Genomic DNA, 17,977 nt, shown 5'->3' with positions numbered 1-17,977 from the left:
TAGTAGTGAATGCGCCCTCGGTAGCGCACTATCTAAAATTAATCTATTTATCTGTGTTGGTAAAATGGAATTTTGACTATAAAGGTAGTGCCTAACCCTGTCTCGCTGGAAAATTCGATTTGACCTCCGTGCAAGTCTACACACTGCTTGACTATGGATAAACCCAGTCCTGTACCGGGTATTTTTCCGACATTTTTGGCTCGGTAATAAGATTCAAACAGTTGTTCTTGGTCTTCTAGAGGAATGCCAATGCCTGCGTCTTTAATTTTAAATGTAGCTTCTTCATTATTCTGGCAATTTAATTCAAAATAAATATTGCTGTCGATCGGCGAATATTTAACAGCATTTGACAGCAAATTTGTTAAGATGTGCCGCAGCAATTTTGGATCTAGTGCGGGCAAGTTTTGCGTTTCCTGCGACTCGTTATCATTTTTGGTCGCGGGCGTGACTAATTCTTGACAAATAAAGTTAATTGTATGATTTTTTCCATAACTAATTTTAATTGATTCTACTAACTCGCTGCAAAATTTTTTTAAGTCAACTGGTGCGGGATAGAATTCGAGTTTTCCGGCTTCGGCGCTGCTAAGCAACCGCACGTCATCTAATAGCTGAGCCATCTGTTGAGATGCTGATTTAACGTGTTGCAGGTATTTTTGTTTTTCGGCGTGGGTGATTTCGTCGCCGTAGTCTTGGAGGATTTTAGTAGCAAATAATACTGTACTTAGAGGATTGCCGAATTCGTGAGCAATCATTGAGAAAAAACGAGATTTTACCTGTCTGAGTTCTTGCTCTTTTGCCAAAGAGCCGCGAATTTCTATTTCTTGTTGTTTGCGTTCTGTGATGTCCCTGCCTATATAAATGAAATCGTAAAGTCCCTCTAATTCGGTCTGAATTGGCGAACAGGAAAATTCTACCCAAATTTCTTCTCCTGCTTTATTAGTGCAGACTATTTGTAGTTCTCTACGCAGCTCTTTCTGAGACAAAATATAGCGGTGGCGACCTTGGCAAATTAATGTTTCTTCGAGTAAGATTAAAGACAGGGGGCGACCGATCAATTCTGCTTCGCTATACCCAAATAACCATTGGGCCGATTGATTGATTGTTTTGATAGTTCCTAATGTTGTTGTCACCAACAAAGCATCGCCCATCGAACGAATAACTTTATCTATATAATCTTTAGAAGCGGCTAAGGCACTAACCAAAAGATTAGCTTCATTAGCGCTCTGAATCAACGATTGCTTCATCACCATCTTTTCGGTGGTATCTTCAATCAAAATTAGCAATGTACTTGGCACATCTTCTTGTTCGTCTTCATATTTGATAGCCAACATATCAAAGTATAAAGGGCGGTTTTGGTCGGCAAACCGAGCGATACCTTTGACTTCAAAACCCGGCAGCCGTCCCATAATGATAGACATGAGGATATTTTCAATGCCAATCAGTTCGGGAAAACTCATGCGAGCATCTGCACCGGGTATCGCGTCGCCCGGAGTATCGGCATAATGCTGCACTTTGGCGGAGGTTTCCTGAATGATGAAATGGTGATTTACTACAAAATACTCTATTTGTTGCGGGTTCAATAACTTTTTTAGAATGGGGTTCATACTGGTTCTATCATTGTGTAAGCTAGTTTATAGAAAATTTCGTCAACATCTTTGCCTGTTTTAGCAGATGTCGTGTAAACTGCTATTACTTTGTCTTGACATATCGCATGGGATATTTCCACTAGCAGCGCCAATTTTTCCTCCTCAATCAAGTCTACTTTGTTCAAAGCGACGATTATTGAACCTTTAGGATTGACTGAAGAAAAAAGCTGAATGTGTTCGGAGATTCGCTCAACTGTTTCGGAGCGGGTGACATCGGCAACGATTAAAACGCCGCTAGCTCCCTGCAAGTAAGTCGGTGCTATTCCTTTGAATTTTGTATGTCCTTCTAAGTCCCAAATTAGCAACTGTGCTTTTGTGACTATTTCCGGCTGTTTTACGCCTTCTAATTCTAAGATTTTGCGGGAAATTTTTACTCCCACAGTGGACAGGTACTCGTCGCTGAATTTCTGATCGACAAAACGGCGGATCAGGCTGGTTTTGCCCACGCCAAAATCGCCAATCATGCACATTTTTTTAGATATAGTAACTGACATAATTATTTACTGTTTATAGTCTTAGTTATTGGTTCAAATAGCACGCATCTGCTTAAAATTCGCGGTTGATTGGGTTCCACGTCGGCAGGAGGATGCGCCACGCCAACCGTTTGGAGTCGCTTCGGGTTAGCACCTTGCCGCACTAAAGCATCTCGCACGGCGGTGGCACGTCTGAGCGACAACTGTTGATTTTTAGCAAGTTCTCCACTTTGATCGCTGTGCCCAATTATCTTAATCTGTTTTTGAGGATATTGATCCATGAAATTTTTGACACGGGCGATGATTTCTTCATCTGTTGAGTCTAATTTTGTCGTTCCTTGCTCGAAGTAGATGCGGGTTGTAATTTTCACCGGCTCTAATTTAACGGTACTGATGACCGACTGAACGCCGGGAATTTGCTTCAGGGACTCAGCTATTTTCTGTGCGTCGGCACTGTCTCTAACTCGGCCCTCTACTGTAAGTTTGCGATCGCCATACCGCGTAGAAATAGAAACGCCCTCTCTCTGGTTCAAAACGGCGGTAATCCGCTGCACCTCAGCCGCCGTCAAAACTGGATCTGGGGGGACATCTACAGCTATAATTCTATTATCTAATTGCAATTTCGGTGCAGTTGATGCGGCTATTTTTTCTGCTTGTGCCCGCAATTCTTGATTTGGCAACTTTCCCGTTAGCTTTAAAGTTTTGCCATCAACTGCAACATCTAAGCGGTAAACTGCTAATTCGGGAGTGGATGCTAAAGCTGCGACGGCATTAGCTTCGAGGCGGCGCTCAACACTGCTGCGGTACTGATAAATTCCCCAAGGTACTAAGATTAAGCTTAGGGCGGCTAAACCAATACCCGCTAGGGCGATCGGGGGTTTTGTTGATTTTTCTTTTTGCAGCGGGTCGAATAAAGTTTTTATGAACGGGTGCAGCGACTCCGGTATAGTACCCGGATCGCCGTTAAACTCGTGAATTACTTTAGCGTAATTAAGAATGAGATTACTAACGGTTTCTCGTGTTTTCTTGATAAAAGAGTCGGGCGGTTCTCCTTTAATCACGACGGCCATGTAGCAATATCCCGCTACTTCTAGCATAATCTTGGAGTCGCCGTATTCAATTTGATTTAGTTCGGAAACTTCTCCCGGCCCAACGATACAGTCGTTAACAAAGCTGCGAATAGCTGTGAGCATTCCTGCTACCATTTCTGATTCTAACTGGTAGCTTTCTGAGTTTTGAACTTCGGAAATTATCAAGCCAGATGCTTTGTGAATTAAGAAGGCTGCTTGGACGGTAAAGGGTACTGATTCTTTGAGGATTAATTCAGCTTCGGAGACTCCTTGTACTTTGGAGCGAATTTTTCTCTGGAATCCTTCGACGCTGATGGCATTTGACACTTTTTCATTGATTGTCTTGATAGCTTCTGCCATGTATCGGGAAATTGTACTGCCAATTACGGGATAGAGCGCATCCACCATAGAGTCGCGTTCGAGTTTTATTTGGGCTGTAATCGTTTTGCCCATTTCTGGTGCGAGGGCCTGGACGATCGACTCTTTGTCCAGGCGAATTTGCTCTTTAATTGCCAAACCGATTTCTGGGGCGATCGCATTAGCAATATCCGCTGGCGAATTCACTATTTGTTGAGCCAGTGCCTCGGGAAGCAGCTCAGCTATTGCCGCACTCATTGCCGACTTGTTTTCCTGAGTTTTTGCCCTAATCACTTCGTCAATAATTGGCACTATCGCGTTAACAACTTCTTCTCTCGAATCAGCAATTTTGCGGCTGAGAATTTCTGCGATCCAAGGCAGCATCAACTCAATCAACTCTTGGGGCTCGTAGATTTGGTGCTCCAATTTTCCTAATTTATCGTCGATTGTTGCCATCAGGTGGCGCACCCCCGGCAAATCGTTTTCTGCCAGCAGATTTTTCACTTGCTCGATATCGGAGATTTGCTCGCCAAACATCAGATTTTGCAGCCTTTCCATCGCGCTGTCGGCTTCATTTAAATCCTGTTTAATTTGGCCTAATATTTCTCCTGGCTGCGATATCGGTGTGGGCTGTTCTACCAAGTTTGGCATCGATTGAAGCGAAGCAACCACCGGCTCTAAATATGCAGTTTCTGGTGGCTCTGAGACTGGGGAAACTATGGGATTATCGGGAATTTCCGAGGATTGTGACTCGGTTTCGGGAGGGGCAACATCTTGTTGCCGATCGAGCCCGTGGGATTTTTGATCCTGTACTTCCTGTAGAGAATCTTTTATTGTCAAGTTAGACAATTCTTCGACAGGCTGTAATTCCTCCTCCAAATCCGGCTGGACGATCGCGGAAACATCTATAGTTTTAGCTGAGGAATAGCCTTTTTCCAGTTCTGAAGTGTTGAGTTTGTGAGTAGTCAACAGCAAACTTTTTAACTCGTCTGCAACAGGCGGGGAATCGCCAGACTCCGGTTGGCGATCGTCGCCAGTTTCGGGCACACTCGCTGCAACTTCCTCTTGCTTTTCTGAGGAAATACCTAACAAATCCATCAACCCGCCGAGGGCCCCAGCTTGATTATTTTCGCCACTGCTGTCATCTTCGATCTCTGCATTTTGCTGGTTGGAACCTGCAATAATTTTGAGATCGACTAACAGATTCAGCAAGGGTTCTAGCTGGGTTGCTGCATCGGCAGCAGACTCGTCAGGTTTAGAAACAAAACCCTCTAACTCATTGTCGTCAGCCGGATTTTCTTTCGGTAAAGCCATGCGTTATTATCCGTTATGGTGGCGCTCCGGCAACAGAAATTCGGTATTTAACTTATTATCAGCAGCGCCTTTAAGTTCGGGTACAAATTCTGTCCCTTTGAGCCTCATGCCGAGTTCAAACAGAATTTCTGCCATGTCGTCTCTAGAAACTTTAACATCTCTGAGCATGGAAAAGCGACGATCGAGCTCTTCAAACACTTGTGTTTTCAAAGTGCGGCTTTCTTCAGATAGTCGATCTCTGGTTTTGGAGAGTTCGTCGCGAAGCGAACTGGTTTGATTGTCGATCGCCTCGTCTAGGGCTTCCATGTTGCTGGAGAATTTGCGGTTAACGCGATCGATTTGCTGACGGAGGTCGGCGCTTTCTTCTTGCGTGTTTGAGGTGAGCGATTTAACTTTCTTTTCTAACGAATCAACGGCCACCTTCATTTCTGCAGACAGAACTGTCTTCACGTGTTCGATGCGACTTTGCATATCTTGCTGCATCATGGACAAGTCGGAATCTATTTTATCGAAGCGATTATCGTATTCTCTAAGCTGCGCTCCAAAAATTATATCGCGAATCTGGTCGATATTTCCCAGCCGTTCGCGCATTTCTTCTTTAGTTATTTCGGCCATGCTTGTACCTAGAATCTCCGGAGATTGTGAGTTTAAGAACTGTGCTAGTGATTTAAGACCGTTGTTGGTGGCACTAGCTTTTTTGAGTGGGGGGGCTTTTATTTTTTGAATTCTCATCCCTGCGTCGGGGATGGGATTTTTTAGAGTTGTGACTCTAAATATCCTGAGATTCAAATTTTTGAGCCTAATCTTGTCACCAAAAAGACGGTTTGCTATCCTTGGCTTGCAGCAAGCTCAGAGAAGCGTAGATTTGCTGCTCTACAGGACAGCGGGGTAGGTTTTAATGTCTTCTACTGACATCTTCAATGATATCGCATCTTGACAGTGCCTCATACCACAGCCCTTGATCCCCGGGAAAAAGCGGGGCGCGCTCTAGGTGCCATTATATATAATATATAACTCAAAAGCTGCACCGATCGCTCCCCGATCGGCTCCGAGGGATGTAGCCTTTGAGCAGAAAGCACTTATACAGCCGAACTCGGCCCCTCTGTGCCCCTCGAACCTTCTCTTGATGCGATCGCCATCTAAAAAAGCGTAGGGCCCGATCGACAGCGATCAGACCCAATAATATGAGAGCTTTGTTTTTTTTAACAAACGAGATGTGTTTCCGGTTGAGAACTTTTACTTACTAGGGTTTACAACTTGTGCAGCTTTACTTTTAATCCGCAACCACAATAAGTCTGACTCGACTGCGGTTTGGCTTGACTGCTCGATCGGCAGTTCGCCACTATTCCAAGTTGTGTTCGGTTAATTTCTGCTGCGCCTGGGAATCTAGACCGGAGACACCATGTCTATATCCTCGAACTTTCTTTCTAAATATAGCGACCTCCTTTCTCTTCCTGTCCCGGTGTCTATTATTAAGTTAGCATGGCCTTTCGGAGGAGTAAAGCACAATTTGCAAAACTTGATAGGTCTTTACATTACTAAGTATAATGATATGAATCTCCAAATAGATGTAAGTTAGCACTCACGCACTCCTAACCAACAAACCGGGTTTTTCTACCGAAATTGAGGATTTTAAGCAAGTATTTTGGTAGAAAAACCGGGTTTCTGGACACCCGTGCGTAAGTCCTATAAATTCTATTGTTGCTACATCTTTACATACTTAACAGTTCTTGTCATGTCTATTTCTCCTAAGTTTCTCAGTGGCAGCCAAATCCGCCAAACCTTCCTCGACTTTTATGCTCAGCGGGGACATAAGATGTTGCCGAGTGCTTCTTTGGTGCCCGAAGATCCGACGGTGTTGCTGACGATCGCCGGAATGCTACAATTCAAGCCGATATTTCTGGGACAGCGCACCGCCGAATCACCGCGCGCCACCACTTCTCAAAAGTGCATCCGCACCAACGACATCGAAAACGTCGGCCGCACCGCCCGCCACCACACGTTTTTTGAAATGTTGGGTAATTTCAGTTTCGGGGATTATTTCAAGAAACAGGCGATCGCCTGGGCGTGGGAACTTTCCACGGAAGTTTTCGGTTTACCAGCGTCCAATTTGGTTGTTAGCGTTTTCCGAGAAGATGACGAAGCTTTTGCGATTTGGCGCGATGAAATTGGCATTCCGGGCGATCGCATTCAGCGCATGGGAGAAGATGACAATTTCTGGCAATCCGGCCCGACTGGCCCCTGCGGCCCCTGTTCGGAGATTTACTATGATTTCTACCCAGAGAGAGGCGACAATATTGACCTCGAAGATGATAGCAGGTTTATTGAATTCTACAACCTGGTTTTCATGCAGTACAATAAAGATGCAGAGGGCAATTTAACACCGCTGCAAAATCAAAATATTGATACTGGCTTGGGACTGGAACGGATGGCGCAAATCCTCCAGAAAGTCCCCAATAATTACGAAACAGATTTGATTTTTCCGATCATTCAATCGGCGGCGGAAATTGCCGGGATTGATTACCACAATAGCGATGAAAAAGTCAAGGTTTCGCTGAAAGTAATTGGCGACCACATTCGGGCTGTGGTGCACATGATTGCGGACGAAATTCGCGCGTCGAATGTGGGCCGGGGTTACATTTTGCGCCGCTTGATTCGCCGGGTGGTGCGCCACGGGCGGCTGATTGGAATTCAGGGCGAATTTACGGTGCGGGTGGCTGAAAGTGCGATCGCCCTTTCGGAAGCAGCTTATCCGAACGTGCGGCAGCGAGAAGCTCAAATTAAGGCGGAATTGGCAAGGGAAGAAGCGCAGTTTCTCAAGACTTTGGAACGCGGAGAGAAGCTGCTGGAGGAAATTGTCGATCACACAAAACAGCAAGCAAACCAACAAATCAGCGGTCAAGATGCTTTCACTCTTTACGATACCTACGGTTTCCCCTTAGAACTGACTCAAGAAATTGCTGAGGAACAGGGAATTTCTGTGGATTTGGACGGCTTTGAAAGGGCGATGAAGGAACAGCAAACTCGCGCTAAAGATGCTCGCCAAACAATCGATTTGACGGTGCAGGGTTCTTTGGATAAGTTGGCTGAAACAATCCAGGGAACTGAGTTTGTTGGTTATGCTGAATTGTCGAGTTTAGCTGAGGTGGAAGTTATCTTAGTTGACGGCAAATCTGTCGAGGAAGCAGCCGCCGGTACCGAGGTACAAGTTGTGTTGAACCAAACGCCGTTTTATGCTGAATCCGGCGGACAAATTGGGGATAAAGGTTATTTGAAAAGCGGAGATAATGGTGATGGTTTGTTAGTAAGAGTTGATGATGTGAAGAAGGAATCGGATTTCTTCGTGCATTTCGGCTTTGTGGAACGGGGAACGCTGAGAGTGGGCGATAGTATTACTGCGAAAATTGACAACAGCGGTCGCCGCCGAATTCAGGCTAACCACACCGCAACTCACTTATTACAATCAGCTTTGCGAAAAATTGTGGATGATTCGATTTCGCAAGCTGGTTCGCTGGTATCGTCAGAAAGATTGCGATTTGATTTCAATTCTCCGCGCGCTGTCACAGCAGAAGAGTTGCAGAAAATTGAGGATTTAGTTAATAGTTGGATTGCTGAAGCCCACGCTGCGGTCGTTGCAGAAATGCCGATCGCCCTTGCGAGAGAAAAAGGCGCGACTGCGATGTTTGGCGAGAAGTACGGCGACGTAGTGCGGGTGATCGATTTTCCCGGCGTTTCGATGGAATTGTGCGGCGGAACTCACGTCAGCAATACCGCAGAAATCGGGCTGTTTAAGATTGTTTCCGAAGCGGGGGTAGCGGCGGGCACTCGCAGGATTGAAGCGGTTTCCGGTCAAGCTGTTTTGGACTATTTGAACGTGCGCGATAAGGTGGTGCGCGATTTGGGCGATCGATTTAAGGCGAAGCCTGAAGAATTGCCGAACCGGATTACTAATTTGCAGAATGAGTTGAAGGATACTCAGAAACATTTGGCTGCTGTGAAGTCGGAATTGGCGATCGCGAAATCCGACCAGTTGCTGAGTGCGGCTGAGGCGATAGGTGAATTCAAAATCATTGTAGCTCAATTGGGTGATGTGGATACAGAAGCGCTGAAAACAGCGGCGGAAAGATTGCAGCAAAAGTTAGGAAATGCTGCGGTTGTTTTGGCATCAATTCCTGAACCGGATAAGGTAAGTTTGGTGGCAGCTTTTAGTCCTGAAGTCAATAAGAAAGGATTGCAAGCTGGCAAGTTTATCGGGGGAATTGCTCAAATTTGCGGCGGGAAAGGCGGCGGGCGGCCTAATTTGGCGCAAGCGGGGGGACGCGATGCAAGTAAGTTGCAGGAAGCGTTGGAAACTGCTCGCAATCTGTTAGTTGAAGGGTTGGGTTAATCATCCCCGCGCCCAGCCCAGAAACCGGGTTTTTTCGACAATCATCGCCCAACACCCGAAAACTCCCAAAAACCCGGTTTCTTCATCCCCGCGCCGAGTCCAGAAACCGGGTTTTTTCGACCATCATCGCTCAACACCCGAAAACTCCCAAAAACCCGGTTTCTTCATCCCCGCGCCGAGCACACAAAAAATGTACAATATCCCAAACATGGGTAGTGCAATGAAAAGCAAAAAACAAACCTATTTCGACCTGCTCGAATCCCTGATTAACTCCCCCAACGAGGAAGCACAAATCGCCATCCTGAAAGCCAAGGGAAAACGGATCGATGATGACTTTGCGGATTTCTTGCGTAAATGGGCAACTAAAATTATAGCAGAAAATAATTTCCGCCAAGCTAGAGACATTATTATTAATATTGGCAATTTCAGTAACTTGATTGCACAGTTTCCACTGGGTAGCAAAAGCAGCAATATGGAAATTGCCATTGCAGGCTACGAGGTGGCACTGAAAATTTTTAACCGATATGATTATGCCGAAGATTGGGCAAAGACTCAAAATAATTTGGCAAATGCTTACTATAGCAGAATCAAAGGAGAACGGGGTGAGAATATCGAAAAGGCGATCGCATTTTATGAAGCTGCTTTACAAGTTCGCACCCGCGATGCTTTTCCCCAAGATTGGGCAAAGACTCAAAATAATTTGGCAACTGCTTACTATAGCAGAATCAAGGGAGAACGGGCTGAGAATATCGAAAGGGCGATCGCATTTTATGAAGCTGCTTTACAAGTTCGCACCCGCGATGCTTTTCCCCAAGATTGGGCACAGACTCAAAATAATTTGGCAAATGCTTACAGTGACAGAATCAAGGGAGAACGGGGTGAGAATATCGAAAGGGCGATCGCATTATATGAAGCAGCTTTACAAGTTTACACCCGCGATGTTTTTCCCCAAGATTGGGCGATGACTCAAAATAATTTGGCAAATGCTTACAGTGACAGAATCAAAGGAGAACGGGGTGAGAATATCGAAAGGGCGATCCGACTTTTGGAAGCTGCTTTACAAGTTTCCACCCGCGATGCTTTTCCCCAAAATTGGGCGACGACTCAAAATAATTTGGCAACTGCTTACAGTGACCGAATCAAGGGAGAACGGGGTGAGAATATCGAAAGGGCGATCCGACTTTTGGAAGCTGCTTTACAAGTTCGCACCCGCGATGCTTTTCCCCAAGATTGGGCGACGACTCAAAATAATTTGGCAAATGCTTACTATAGCAGAATCAAGGGAGAACGGGGTGAGAATATCGAAAAGGTGATCCGACTTTTGGAAGCTGCTTTACAAGTTTACACCCGGGATGCTTTTCCCCAAGATTGGGCGATGACTCAAAATAATTTGGCTGCTGCTTACTATAGCAGAATCAAGGGAGAACGGGGTGAGAATATAGAAAGGGCAATCGCATTTTCTGAAGCTGCTTTACAAGTTCGCACTCGCGATGCTTTTCCCCAAGATTGGGCACAGACTCAAAATAATTTGGCAAATGCTTACAGTGACCGAATCAAGGGAGAACGGGGTGAGAATATAGAAAGGGCGATCCAACTTTTTAAAGCTGCTTTAGAAGTTGACACTCCCACCACTTGGCCAATTGACTGTTTGCAAACAGGTAGAAATCTAGGCCATTTAGGATTTGCAGAAAGCTTGTGGGAAACAGCCATCTTCGGCTACGAAAAAGCCATCCAAGCAGTCGAACAAAGCCGCGAGTGGATCACATCCGACAAACGCAAACGAGAAATCATCGAACAAAATCTCAACATCTACGAAAAAATGATGCAATCCTGCATCAATCACCAACAATATGACAAAGCCCTGCAAACAATCGAACGCAGCAAATCCCGCTACCTAGTCGAACTCTTCACCAACAGGGAAATCTACCCCAAAACAGCCACCGACACCGAGAAACAGCAACTCCAAAACCTGCGCCGCCAAATTGCCGCCTCCCAACAATTCCTAGAAACAGAATCATCCACTCCCACTCTTTCTCCCCCCCGAAGCTTGGGGGGGCCGGGGGGGGTTCCAGATGACTCTCCCTCACAACGCACAACCCAAACCCGCAGCCTCAGCCCCGAATATTTCCAACAAGAAAAAGCCAAATTAGAAACAACCTTACAGCAACTAACACAACTGCTGGAACAGATAAAACAGCGAGAACCAGAATTCTCCCTAACTCAAAAAGTCGAACCCATCGACATCACCAAATTCCAACAAACCTTAGACACCGAAACAGCAATCATAGAATGGTACATCGGCAATAACTCCAACTCCGAGGATAGCTGGGGCGGATCAGCCTTCATCATCACCCGCGACAGCATAAAACCAGTCACATATACCACAACCGAAATAGCCGAATTAGAAATTTGGAAAAAAAACTATCTCGACGAATACCGCAACCAAAAAACCAACAAAACCTGGCAAAACACCCTATCCCAAAAACTCCACAAACTCTCAGAAATCCTGCGACTAAACGAGATAATCACCCACATCCCCCCCAACTGCAAACAACTAATCCTAGTACCCCACCGCTACCTGCACTTATTCCCCCTCCACGCCCTACAATTCACCTCAGAAACCCGCTTTAAAGAAAAAACAAACTTTCGCGGCTACCTCCTCGACGGCTTCCCCGCCGGCGTGAAATACGCCCCCAGCTTGCAACTGCTGGAACTCGTAAAAAATCGCCTCACCACCAGAAACTCCGCCCCACCCAATCAGCAACAACTATTCGCCCTCCAGAATCCCACCGAAGACTTATTCAACGCCGACATGGAAGTAGAAACCATCAAAACCCGATTCAATCCCCATCAAATTTTACTCAAAAAACAAGCCACAAAAACCGCCCTCAACGAAAACCGAGAAAACCTCTCAAACGCCAACTACCTGCACTTTTCCTGTCACGGCATTTTCAACTTTGACAATCCGCTGCTGTCATCCCTAGTCTTAGCCGATTCCCTGGAACCGCAAACCTCACCCCCGCCCCCAGAGTCAAATCAGCCCGCTGAAAAACAGCGCTATGTCACCCTACGCAGCGGCAGAAAAGCCATCCCAGAAAAATGCCTCACCCTGCGAGAAATCTTTGCCGAATTGCAGTTACCGCAGTGCAGTCTCGTCACACTTTCCGCCTGCGAAACCGGGTTAACCGACTCAACCGCAATGACCGATGAATACATTGGTTTACCCAGCGGCTTCTTGTATGCGGGTAGCATGAATGTTGTCAGCAGTCTGTGGGCTGTCGATGATTTTGCCACAGCAATTTTAATGATTAAATTTTATCAAGAATTGCCGGAGGCAGATTCAGTAGCAGTCGCTTTGAATGCGGCACAAAACTGGATGCGCGGGGTGAGTATGGAGGATTGTCGAGTTTGGGTAGGATTGTTAAATTTAGATGAAAAATTCAGACAAAGTGTAGAATTATGGTTAGCGTCTTCGAGTCATCAACAGCCGTTCCGCGATCCGAAATATTGGGCGGCATTCTGTGCGACGGGATATTAAGTTAGGCGTGCCATCATGATTTTGTAAGGGCGGGTTTTACAAACAATATATAACGATTACCAACAATCTAGATAAACCCGCCCCCGCCCCACCAATAACCCACATCAACCTGAAATTTGCATCAAATGTTAAAATGTAGATGATGATTTTTCGTTGGGTGGGGGCGGGTTTGAGAGATTGTCGATTTCAGGCAATTATTGTTGCTGAAACCTGCGCCTACGAATTTAGATTTTTTTAATCACGGGAGTAATTACAATGGAACCTGAACAAGTTATCACTATCTTTCTCAAATGGCTGCACGAAAATCCGGGTATCTTCACGCCGACAGCCTGGAAAAAATTACCCCAATTAGAGGAAGAAATAGCAGAATCCGCAGATGATGAATTGTTTCCCATTGCTTTTACTATCAGCAAATGGTGTGGCAAAAATGGATTGGGAGAACAATTAAGAGATTGTCTGCGAAAAGATTTCGACGATGCGGGCGAACCCACCCCAAGTACAACACCGCCACTAACCAATATCACTCAAACTCTGCGTACAAGCATTGAAGATAGTTATAAAAAAATTCAACAAAAAATCGCAGCAGATAATCAATCAGATACCAGCAATGACTCAAAGTAGCAAAATCTATGCCCCTAATGTCTATTTATTTGCCTTTCACCTCTGCAAAGCCCTAGAATCAGAGTCTCATTCCCCTGTGGAATTCGCCAGTTTGTGGCAGAAGTGCCATGATATTTTGCAAACTAAATTAGCAGTCAGTACAAAATTTAATGACAGCTATTTGCACAAAAAAGAGGAACCTGTCGGCTTCCGAGTTGACCTGATTAATAAACAAGTTGTTGGCAACCGCAAGTCCCTACCCTTTGATAAGGAGATTTCGGTTGAGAATCAACCAATTACTCTCAAGGGTTTTGCCCAACCGCTGCGAATTAATGACAGCTATGCCCTGGGTTTAAAAATTTTTGTTCCTCAAAATGTTAACAGCATTAAAACACCTGCTGTCGATGTTAGCATCTTCCAAGAGTTTAATCCCGATAACTGCTTGCTGCCGGATTTCGTGCAGAGTTATTTCGGGCAAACTCTGCTGCTTACGGCTGGGCTGAGTGTCGAACAAAATCAGGCGGCGCGGGCAGATTCGCAGTTTCTCCAAGCTTTAGGCAAACAGTGTCTGGAAAAGTTGATTTCTGGTCAAAATCTGCCCGATTTCTCTCGTCAAGGCGAGTTATTCGGCAGTCCGATTTTGGAGTACGGCAATCCGAGTCAGCCCGATAGTTACTGTCACGTTATTATCTGGTTTTTCAACACTTCCGCAACTGATGAAATCTGGGATGAGACGCGGTACAGCGATTTTATGGATTTGTTTTTGTACCGAAATAAGATTCTTCGCGCTTATCACGATAGTCGCAAACTTTACCTGGTGACTCGCGAGGAATACAAACAAATTGAACTGGATATTGACAATACTTTTAAGTATTTGCAGCGGGAACAATCTCAGCAGCGGGGATCGAAAGGTGCTGGTTTAAAGCAGCAGGAATTAGAATATCTCAAAGATCAGATGATTAAGATGCCGCTGCGGGCTGTGAATTATGCCCGAATGCTGAGTGAGTTGCAGAAGCTGGAAAATACGATCGCCATTCACGCCCAAAATTACCAAAATAAATTAAATGAAATAAATCTTGACCTCAAAGCAGCTAAAAAGTACAATGATAGTGATGCCGATTTAAGTTTCCTCGCAGCATTCAGTAAAGAAACTTGCCCGCAGTTTCAAAGGCAGATTCAAGCAGATTTAGGCTATTTCACACACAGTTCCGGCTTGCTAGACCAAGCAACCGAGGCAATTCGATCTGTTGTGGCGATCGAAGAAGCTTATCGGAATGCCAAACTAGAGGTAACGATTCAAGCTGTCGGCTTTGGTTTGGGAGTAGCCGGGGTAGTGGCTGGAAGTTCTCCTTATTTAATTAAACAAGACCCGCCGAATCAAATTGTTGCTTTGCCTTTGCCTTTCCTGAAGGTGGAAATTAATTCTTTTGCCTTCGTATTGTTGATTAGTCTCGGTGCCGGGGCTCTAGTTTGGGGTGGGGTTTTGTTACTTGCTAATTGCAAGAATCTACTAGGTAAGTTCAAGAATCTACTAAGTAGAAATAAACAGTTGCCGCCGCCATAATCCCGGTTCCGGGCGGGCAAATCACCCGCCCCAGAAAAAGATTGAGCTTAATATTGAGGTACAGACGGGTCTACTTCTTCACTCCAAGCAGTAATCCCGCCCTTAACATTAATTCCCTCAATTCCCGCTTCCTTCAAAATCCCCAAAGCCTTCGCAGAACGTCCGCCCATTTTGCAGTGTGCAATCAAGCGGTGGCCGTTCAACAATTCCTTGACCTTAGCGACACCTGCGCCGTGTTCGATATCCGGCAAAGGAACCAAAACCGACCCAGGAATTTGACAAATTTGATACTCGTTGGGATTGCGAACATCTAACAGTACAAAATCCTTCGCACCGCTGTCGATTAACTCTTTAAGTTCTGCGACAGTCATCTCAGGAATTTGCGTTTGCTGACTTGCTTCCTGCGCTTTTGATTGAGGAATGCCGCAGAATTCTTCGTAATCGATTAACTTTTCAATTACCGGACGCACTGGATTAGGCCGCAGTTTCAATTGCCGGAACGTCATATCTAAGGCATTGTAAAGCAACAGTCTGCCGCTCAAAGTAGTGCCTTGACCCAAGATAATCTTGATAGCTTCCGTTGCTTGGATAGAACCGACAACTCCGCACAAAACGCCTAAAACACCGCCTTCTGCACAAGAAGGAACCATCCCAGGAGGCGGGGGTTCTGGGTACAAATCGCGGTAATTCGGGCCGCCTTCGTAATTGAAAACTGTTGCTTGCCCTTCAAATCGGAAGATAGAACCGTAGACGTTGGGCTTGTTTAAAAGCACGCAAACGTCGTTCATCAAATAGCGAGTAGGGAAATTGTCCGTACCGTCGATAATGATATCGTAAGGAGTGGCAATGTCGATCGCATTTTCCGAACTAACGCGAGTTTCGTACAAATCAACCTGGCAAAAAGGATTAATTTCTAAAATCCGATTTTTAGCCGACTCAATCTTCGGTTTCCCAACCCAAGAAGTGCCGTGAATTACTTGCCGCTGCAAATTAGAATGGTCTACAACATCAAAGTCTACAATCCCAATGCGGCCAACACCGGCGGCTGCTAAATACAGCAGCAGCGGCGAACCGAGGCCTCCCGTACCGATGCAGAGCACGCTGGCAGCTTTGAGACGCTTTTGCCCTTCCAATCCAACTTCGGGCAGGATCAGGTGGCGAGAGTAGCGTTCGTATTCTTGTTTGTTGAGCTGGATCTCGTCCAGATTAGGATTTAGCATGATATTGTGTGTAGCGCAGATTTTGAATTACATCCTATCTGAATCTTTCGCATTTTTGCGTGTTTGTTATTTTTACTAATTATTTCTTAATCTCAGTCGGTTCCACTAGGCGAATTTCCTCTGCTTGAAAGTTCCCCTCTCCGTCAAGACTCCAACTGCGGAGGTCTTCCGAACAGCCTTCTCGGACTGACACAATGATGTAAGAGTATTCGGCCCAGGCCAATGTCCGATCGCACTCTGAGGGCACTGCGGGACAATCCGTGTGAGAATGATATATACCGATAATATCCAGAGTGCGATCGCGCCCATGTTTCATCGCCCGCAACATATCTTCGGGCCTAATAGCATATCTGCGTCTTTCTGTCAATCCTTTTTGTTCAGGCCAATTCTCCTCAGCCTCAGCACTCCAAGCATTGTCAGTCGGCCAAACTTCTACCAAAGTTTTAACACCGCCAGTAACTCGACCGAGCAACAAACCGCAGCATTCTTCAGGATAAGCGCTTTCGGCGTGGGTACGCATGGATAAAATGTGAGAGTCGGAAAGTGCGATCGGCTGCATAGGATTTTATTGTAGTTTTTTTTGTAAAGTGCGATCTGCTTTTTTTAAATTGTGGAACAGGCATCTTGCCTGTTCAATACTGGCTTTTCTGGAGATGTCTATTGATTTGAGCTTCCTGTAGCTGTTTGCAAAATAGTTCTATAAGCAATAACAGCTTCAGTCTGGTTAACATATCCTACATATTGACTCAATACAGAAAAGTCTAACTCAGGAAAAAATTCACTACTCGAAATTAACTCATAACCAGACTCCCGCAAGCGGTAAAGAGAAAATTGCTCGTTAGCCCAGAACCAGACTTCAGGAACCTGCAAACCGCGATACACCTCCAACTTGTCAACGCCGCCGCTAGTCAGAGCAATTTCTATCACAATATCCGGGACTTCTGCAAGTAAACCCAAACAGTAACACTCATCTGGTTCAGATCCCCGTCTCACAACTTCGCGACGAAATGTAGCACTTCCGTAACCGTTGAGATTAATTAGCCTTTCAACCGCATAGGTTTCTATCAACCGGGCAATAAGTGTTTTGAGCCTTTCGTGTTCTGGCGAAGTCGTCATGATAATTTCTAACGTTCCTTCCAAGTACGTCATCCTGGGAAATTCATCGACAAACATATCAGAAAGCTGCTCGTATTGCTCCCAACTCACATCATATAAAATAATGCGTTGTTCGGTAGCCGGTTCGAGAGTTTTTGGATCTAAAAGTAACATAATTAATTACCTCACTTAGATATCTAAAAGTTAGATTTTTCCAATATTTCTCACCCTGCTTCTCTGTGTCCTCTGCGCCCTCTGCGGTTCATAAAAAAGTTACTGTAGGGTGCGCCCGGTCGCGCACCTTACCCCTTAGTTAATGTAGCTATCTAACCCTCAATTGCAATCAAGTTGCAATTAAGAGGGAGTTTGCTGCAACTCAGGCCGCTCATCTGGAACGATCGCACCTTCGACAGGACACACCTGCAAACAAATGCCACAGTCAATGCAGGTATCAAAATCAATCCAAAACCAATCAGTACCCTTGACATTTTTGCCAGGGCCGGGGTGAATGCAAGCAACCGGACAAGCGCCAACGCAATCAGCAATTCCCTCGCAAATATTCGTAACAATAGTGTGTGCCATAGTGTTCTCTCAAAACATTTTAGGTAGATCGGGAATTAGCAATTAGCAATTGGCAAAACCTTCTCTCAATCAGCAGGATACATGATATCATATCCGGTGATTTTTAACCAATTACCAACTACTAATTACCA

At 45.4% G+C, this 17,977-nt stretch carries 12 protein-coding genes; 4 read left to right on the top strand and 8 right to left on the bottom strand.

Annotated elements, in window-relative coordinates:
* Positions 1-47 precede the first annotated feature (47 nt).
* From D0A34_08120 to D0A34_08105, 4 genes are read right to left on the bottom strand one after another with little or no spacing between them, the layout of a single operon-like run.
* Positions 48-1,604 (bottom strand): PAS domain-containing sensor histidine kinase, encoded by a 1,557-nt coding sequence (locus D0A34_08120; protein UNU18843.1) that lies wholly within the window; start codon positions 1,602-1,604, stop codon positions 48-50.
* A complete protein-coding gene (locus tag D0A34_08115) occupies positions 1,601-2,110 on the bottom strand; it encodes a GTP-binding protein (GenBank protein ID UNU18842.1) in 510 nt (169 codons plus the stop codon). The genes D0A34_08120 and D0A34_08115 overlap by 4 nt, the downstream gene beginning before the upstream one ends.
* A gap of 32 nt (positions 2,111-2,142) precedes the next feature.
* Positions 2,143-4,860: an OmpA family protein gene (locus D0A34_08110; protein UNU18841.1), complete on the bottom strand. Its 2,718-nt coding sequence runs from the start codon at positions 4,858-4,860 to the stop codon at positions 2,143-2,145.
* Positions 4,861-4,866: 6 nt separating this feature from the next.
* Positions 4,867-5,475 carry a hypothetical protein gene (locus D0A34_08105; protein UNU22218.1) on the bottom strand — a complete coding sequence of 203 codons (609 nt, stop codon included), beginning with the start codon at positions 5,473-5,475 and terminating at the stop codon, positions 4,867-4,869.
* 1,120 nt (positions 5,476-6,595) lie between these two features.
* On the opposite strand from D0A34_08105, the gene D0A34_08100 reads away from it, so the two are divergent.
* The 4 genes from D0A34_08100 to D0A34_08085 all read left to right on the top strand — a co-directional run bounded on the left by D0A34_08100 (position 6,596) and on the right by D0A34_08085 (position 14,949).
* Positions 6,596-9,247, top strand: a complete 2,652-nt coding sequence (locus D0A34_08100) for an alanine--tRNA ligase (GenBank protein UNU18840.1) — start codon at positions 6,596-6,598, stop codon at positions 9,245-9,247.
* Complete coding sequence (locus tag D0A34_08095) at positions 9,231-12,785, top strand: CHAT domain-containing protein (GenBank protein UNU18839.1); 3,555 nt, start codon at positions 9,231-9,233, stop codon at positions 12,783-12,785. Before D0A34_08100 ends, D0A34_08095 begins: the two co-directional genes overlap by 17 nt.
* 255 nt (positions 12,786-13,040) lie before the next feature.
* On the top strand, positions 13,041-13,406 hold the full coding sequence (locus D0A34_08090) for a hypothetical protein (protein UNU18838.1): 366 nt from the start codon (positions 13,041-13,043) through the stop codon (positions 13,404-13,406).
* Entirely contained in the window at positions 13,393-14,949 is a 1,557-nt protein-coding gene (locus tag D0A34_08085; GenBank protein ID UNU18837.1) for a hypothetical protein, read from the top strand. Before D0A34_08090 ends, D0A34_08085 begins: the two co-directional genes overlap by 14 nt.
* Positions 14,950-14,996: 47 nt before the next feature.
* Here the strand turns inward: D0A34_08085 and moeB are convergent, their stop codons facing one another.
* The 4 genes from moeB to D0A34_08065 form a co-directional block, all read right to left on the bottom strand.
* The gene (gene moeB / locus D0A34_08080) at positions 14,997-16,169 is read right to left on the bottom strand and encodes a molybdopterin-synthase adenylyltransferase MoeB (GenBank protein UNU18836.1); all 1,173 of its coding nucleotides are present in this window, start codon (positions 16,167-16,169) and stop codon (positions 14,997-14,999) included.
* 79 nt (positions 16,170-16,248) lie between these two features.
* Positions 16,249-16,728, bottom strand: a complete 480-nt coding sequence (locus D0A34_08075) for a M67 family peptidase (protein UNU18835.1) — start codon at positions 16,726-16,728, stop codon at positions 16,249-16,251.
* A 98-nt stretch (positions 16,729-16,826) separates the two neighbouring features.
* On the bottom strand, positions 16,827-17,438 hold the full coding sequence (locus D0A34_08070) for a Uma2 family endonuclease (GenBank protein ID UNU18834.1): 612 nt from the start codon (positions 17,436-17,438) through the stop codon (positions 16,827-16,829).
* Between the two features lie 180 nt (positions 17,439-17,618).
* Entirely contained in the window at positions 17,619-17,846 is a 228-nt protein-coding gene (locus tag D0A34_08065) for a ferredoxin family protein (protein ID UNU18833.1), read from the bottom strand.
* Positions 17,847-17,977: the final 131 nt, after the last annotated feature.

Origin of the sequence: Microcoleus vaginatus PCC 9802, from assembly GCA_022701275.1 — a bacterium.
Lineage (GTDB): Bacteria > Cyanobacteriota > Cyanobacteriia > Cyanobacteriales > Microcoleaceae > Microcoleus > Microcoleus vaginatus_A.
Note: the sequence above shows the minus strand (reverse complement) of the source record. Positions and strands in the feature narration are given on the sequence as shown.

Coding starts and splice junctions, on each gene's coding strand:
- D0A34_08085 (UNU18837.1), top strand. CDS start 13,393: ATGACTCAAAGTAGCAAAATCTATGCCCCTAATGTCTATTTATTTGCC.
- D0A34_08120 (UNU18843.1), bottom strand. CDS start 1,604: ATGAACCCCATTCTAAAAAAGTTATTGAACCCGCAACAAATAGAGTAT.
- moeB (UNU18836.1), bottom strand. CDS start 16,169: ATGCTAAATCCTAATCTGGACGAGATCCAGCTCAACAAACAAGAATAC.
- D0A34_08065 (UNU18833.1), bottom strand. CDS start 17,846: ATGGCACACACTATTGTTACGAATATTTGCGAGGGAATTGCTGATTGC.
- D0A34_08100 (UNU18840.1), top strand. CDS start 6,596: ATGTCTATTTCTCCTAAGTTTCTCAGTGGCAGCCAAATCCGCCAAACC.
- D0A34_08110 (UNU18841.1), bottom strand. CDS start 4,860: ATGGCTTTACCGAAAGAAAATCCGGCTGACGACAATGAGTTAGAGGGT.
- D0A34_08075 (UNU18835.1), bottom strand. CDS start 16,728: ATGCAGCCGATCGCACTTTCCGACTCTCACATTTTATCCATGCGTACC.
- D0A34_08070 (UNU18834.1), bottom strand. CDS start 17,438: ATGTTACTTTTAGATCCAAAAACTCTCGAACCGGCTACCGAACAACGC.
- D0A34_08105 (UNU22218.1), bottom strand. CDS start 5,475: ATGGCCGAAATAACTAAAGAAGAAATGCGCGAACGGCTGGGAAATATC.
- D0A34_08090 (UNU18838.1), top strand. CDS start 13,041: ATGGAACCTGAACAAGTTATCACTATCTTTCTCAAATGGCTGCACGAA.
- D0A34_08115 (UNU18842.1), bottom strand. CDS start 2,110: ATGATTGGCGATTTTGGCGTGGGCAAAACCAGCCTGATCCGCCGTTTT.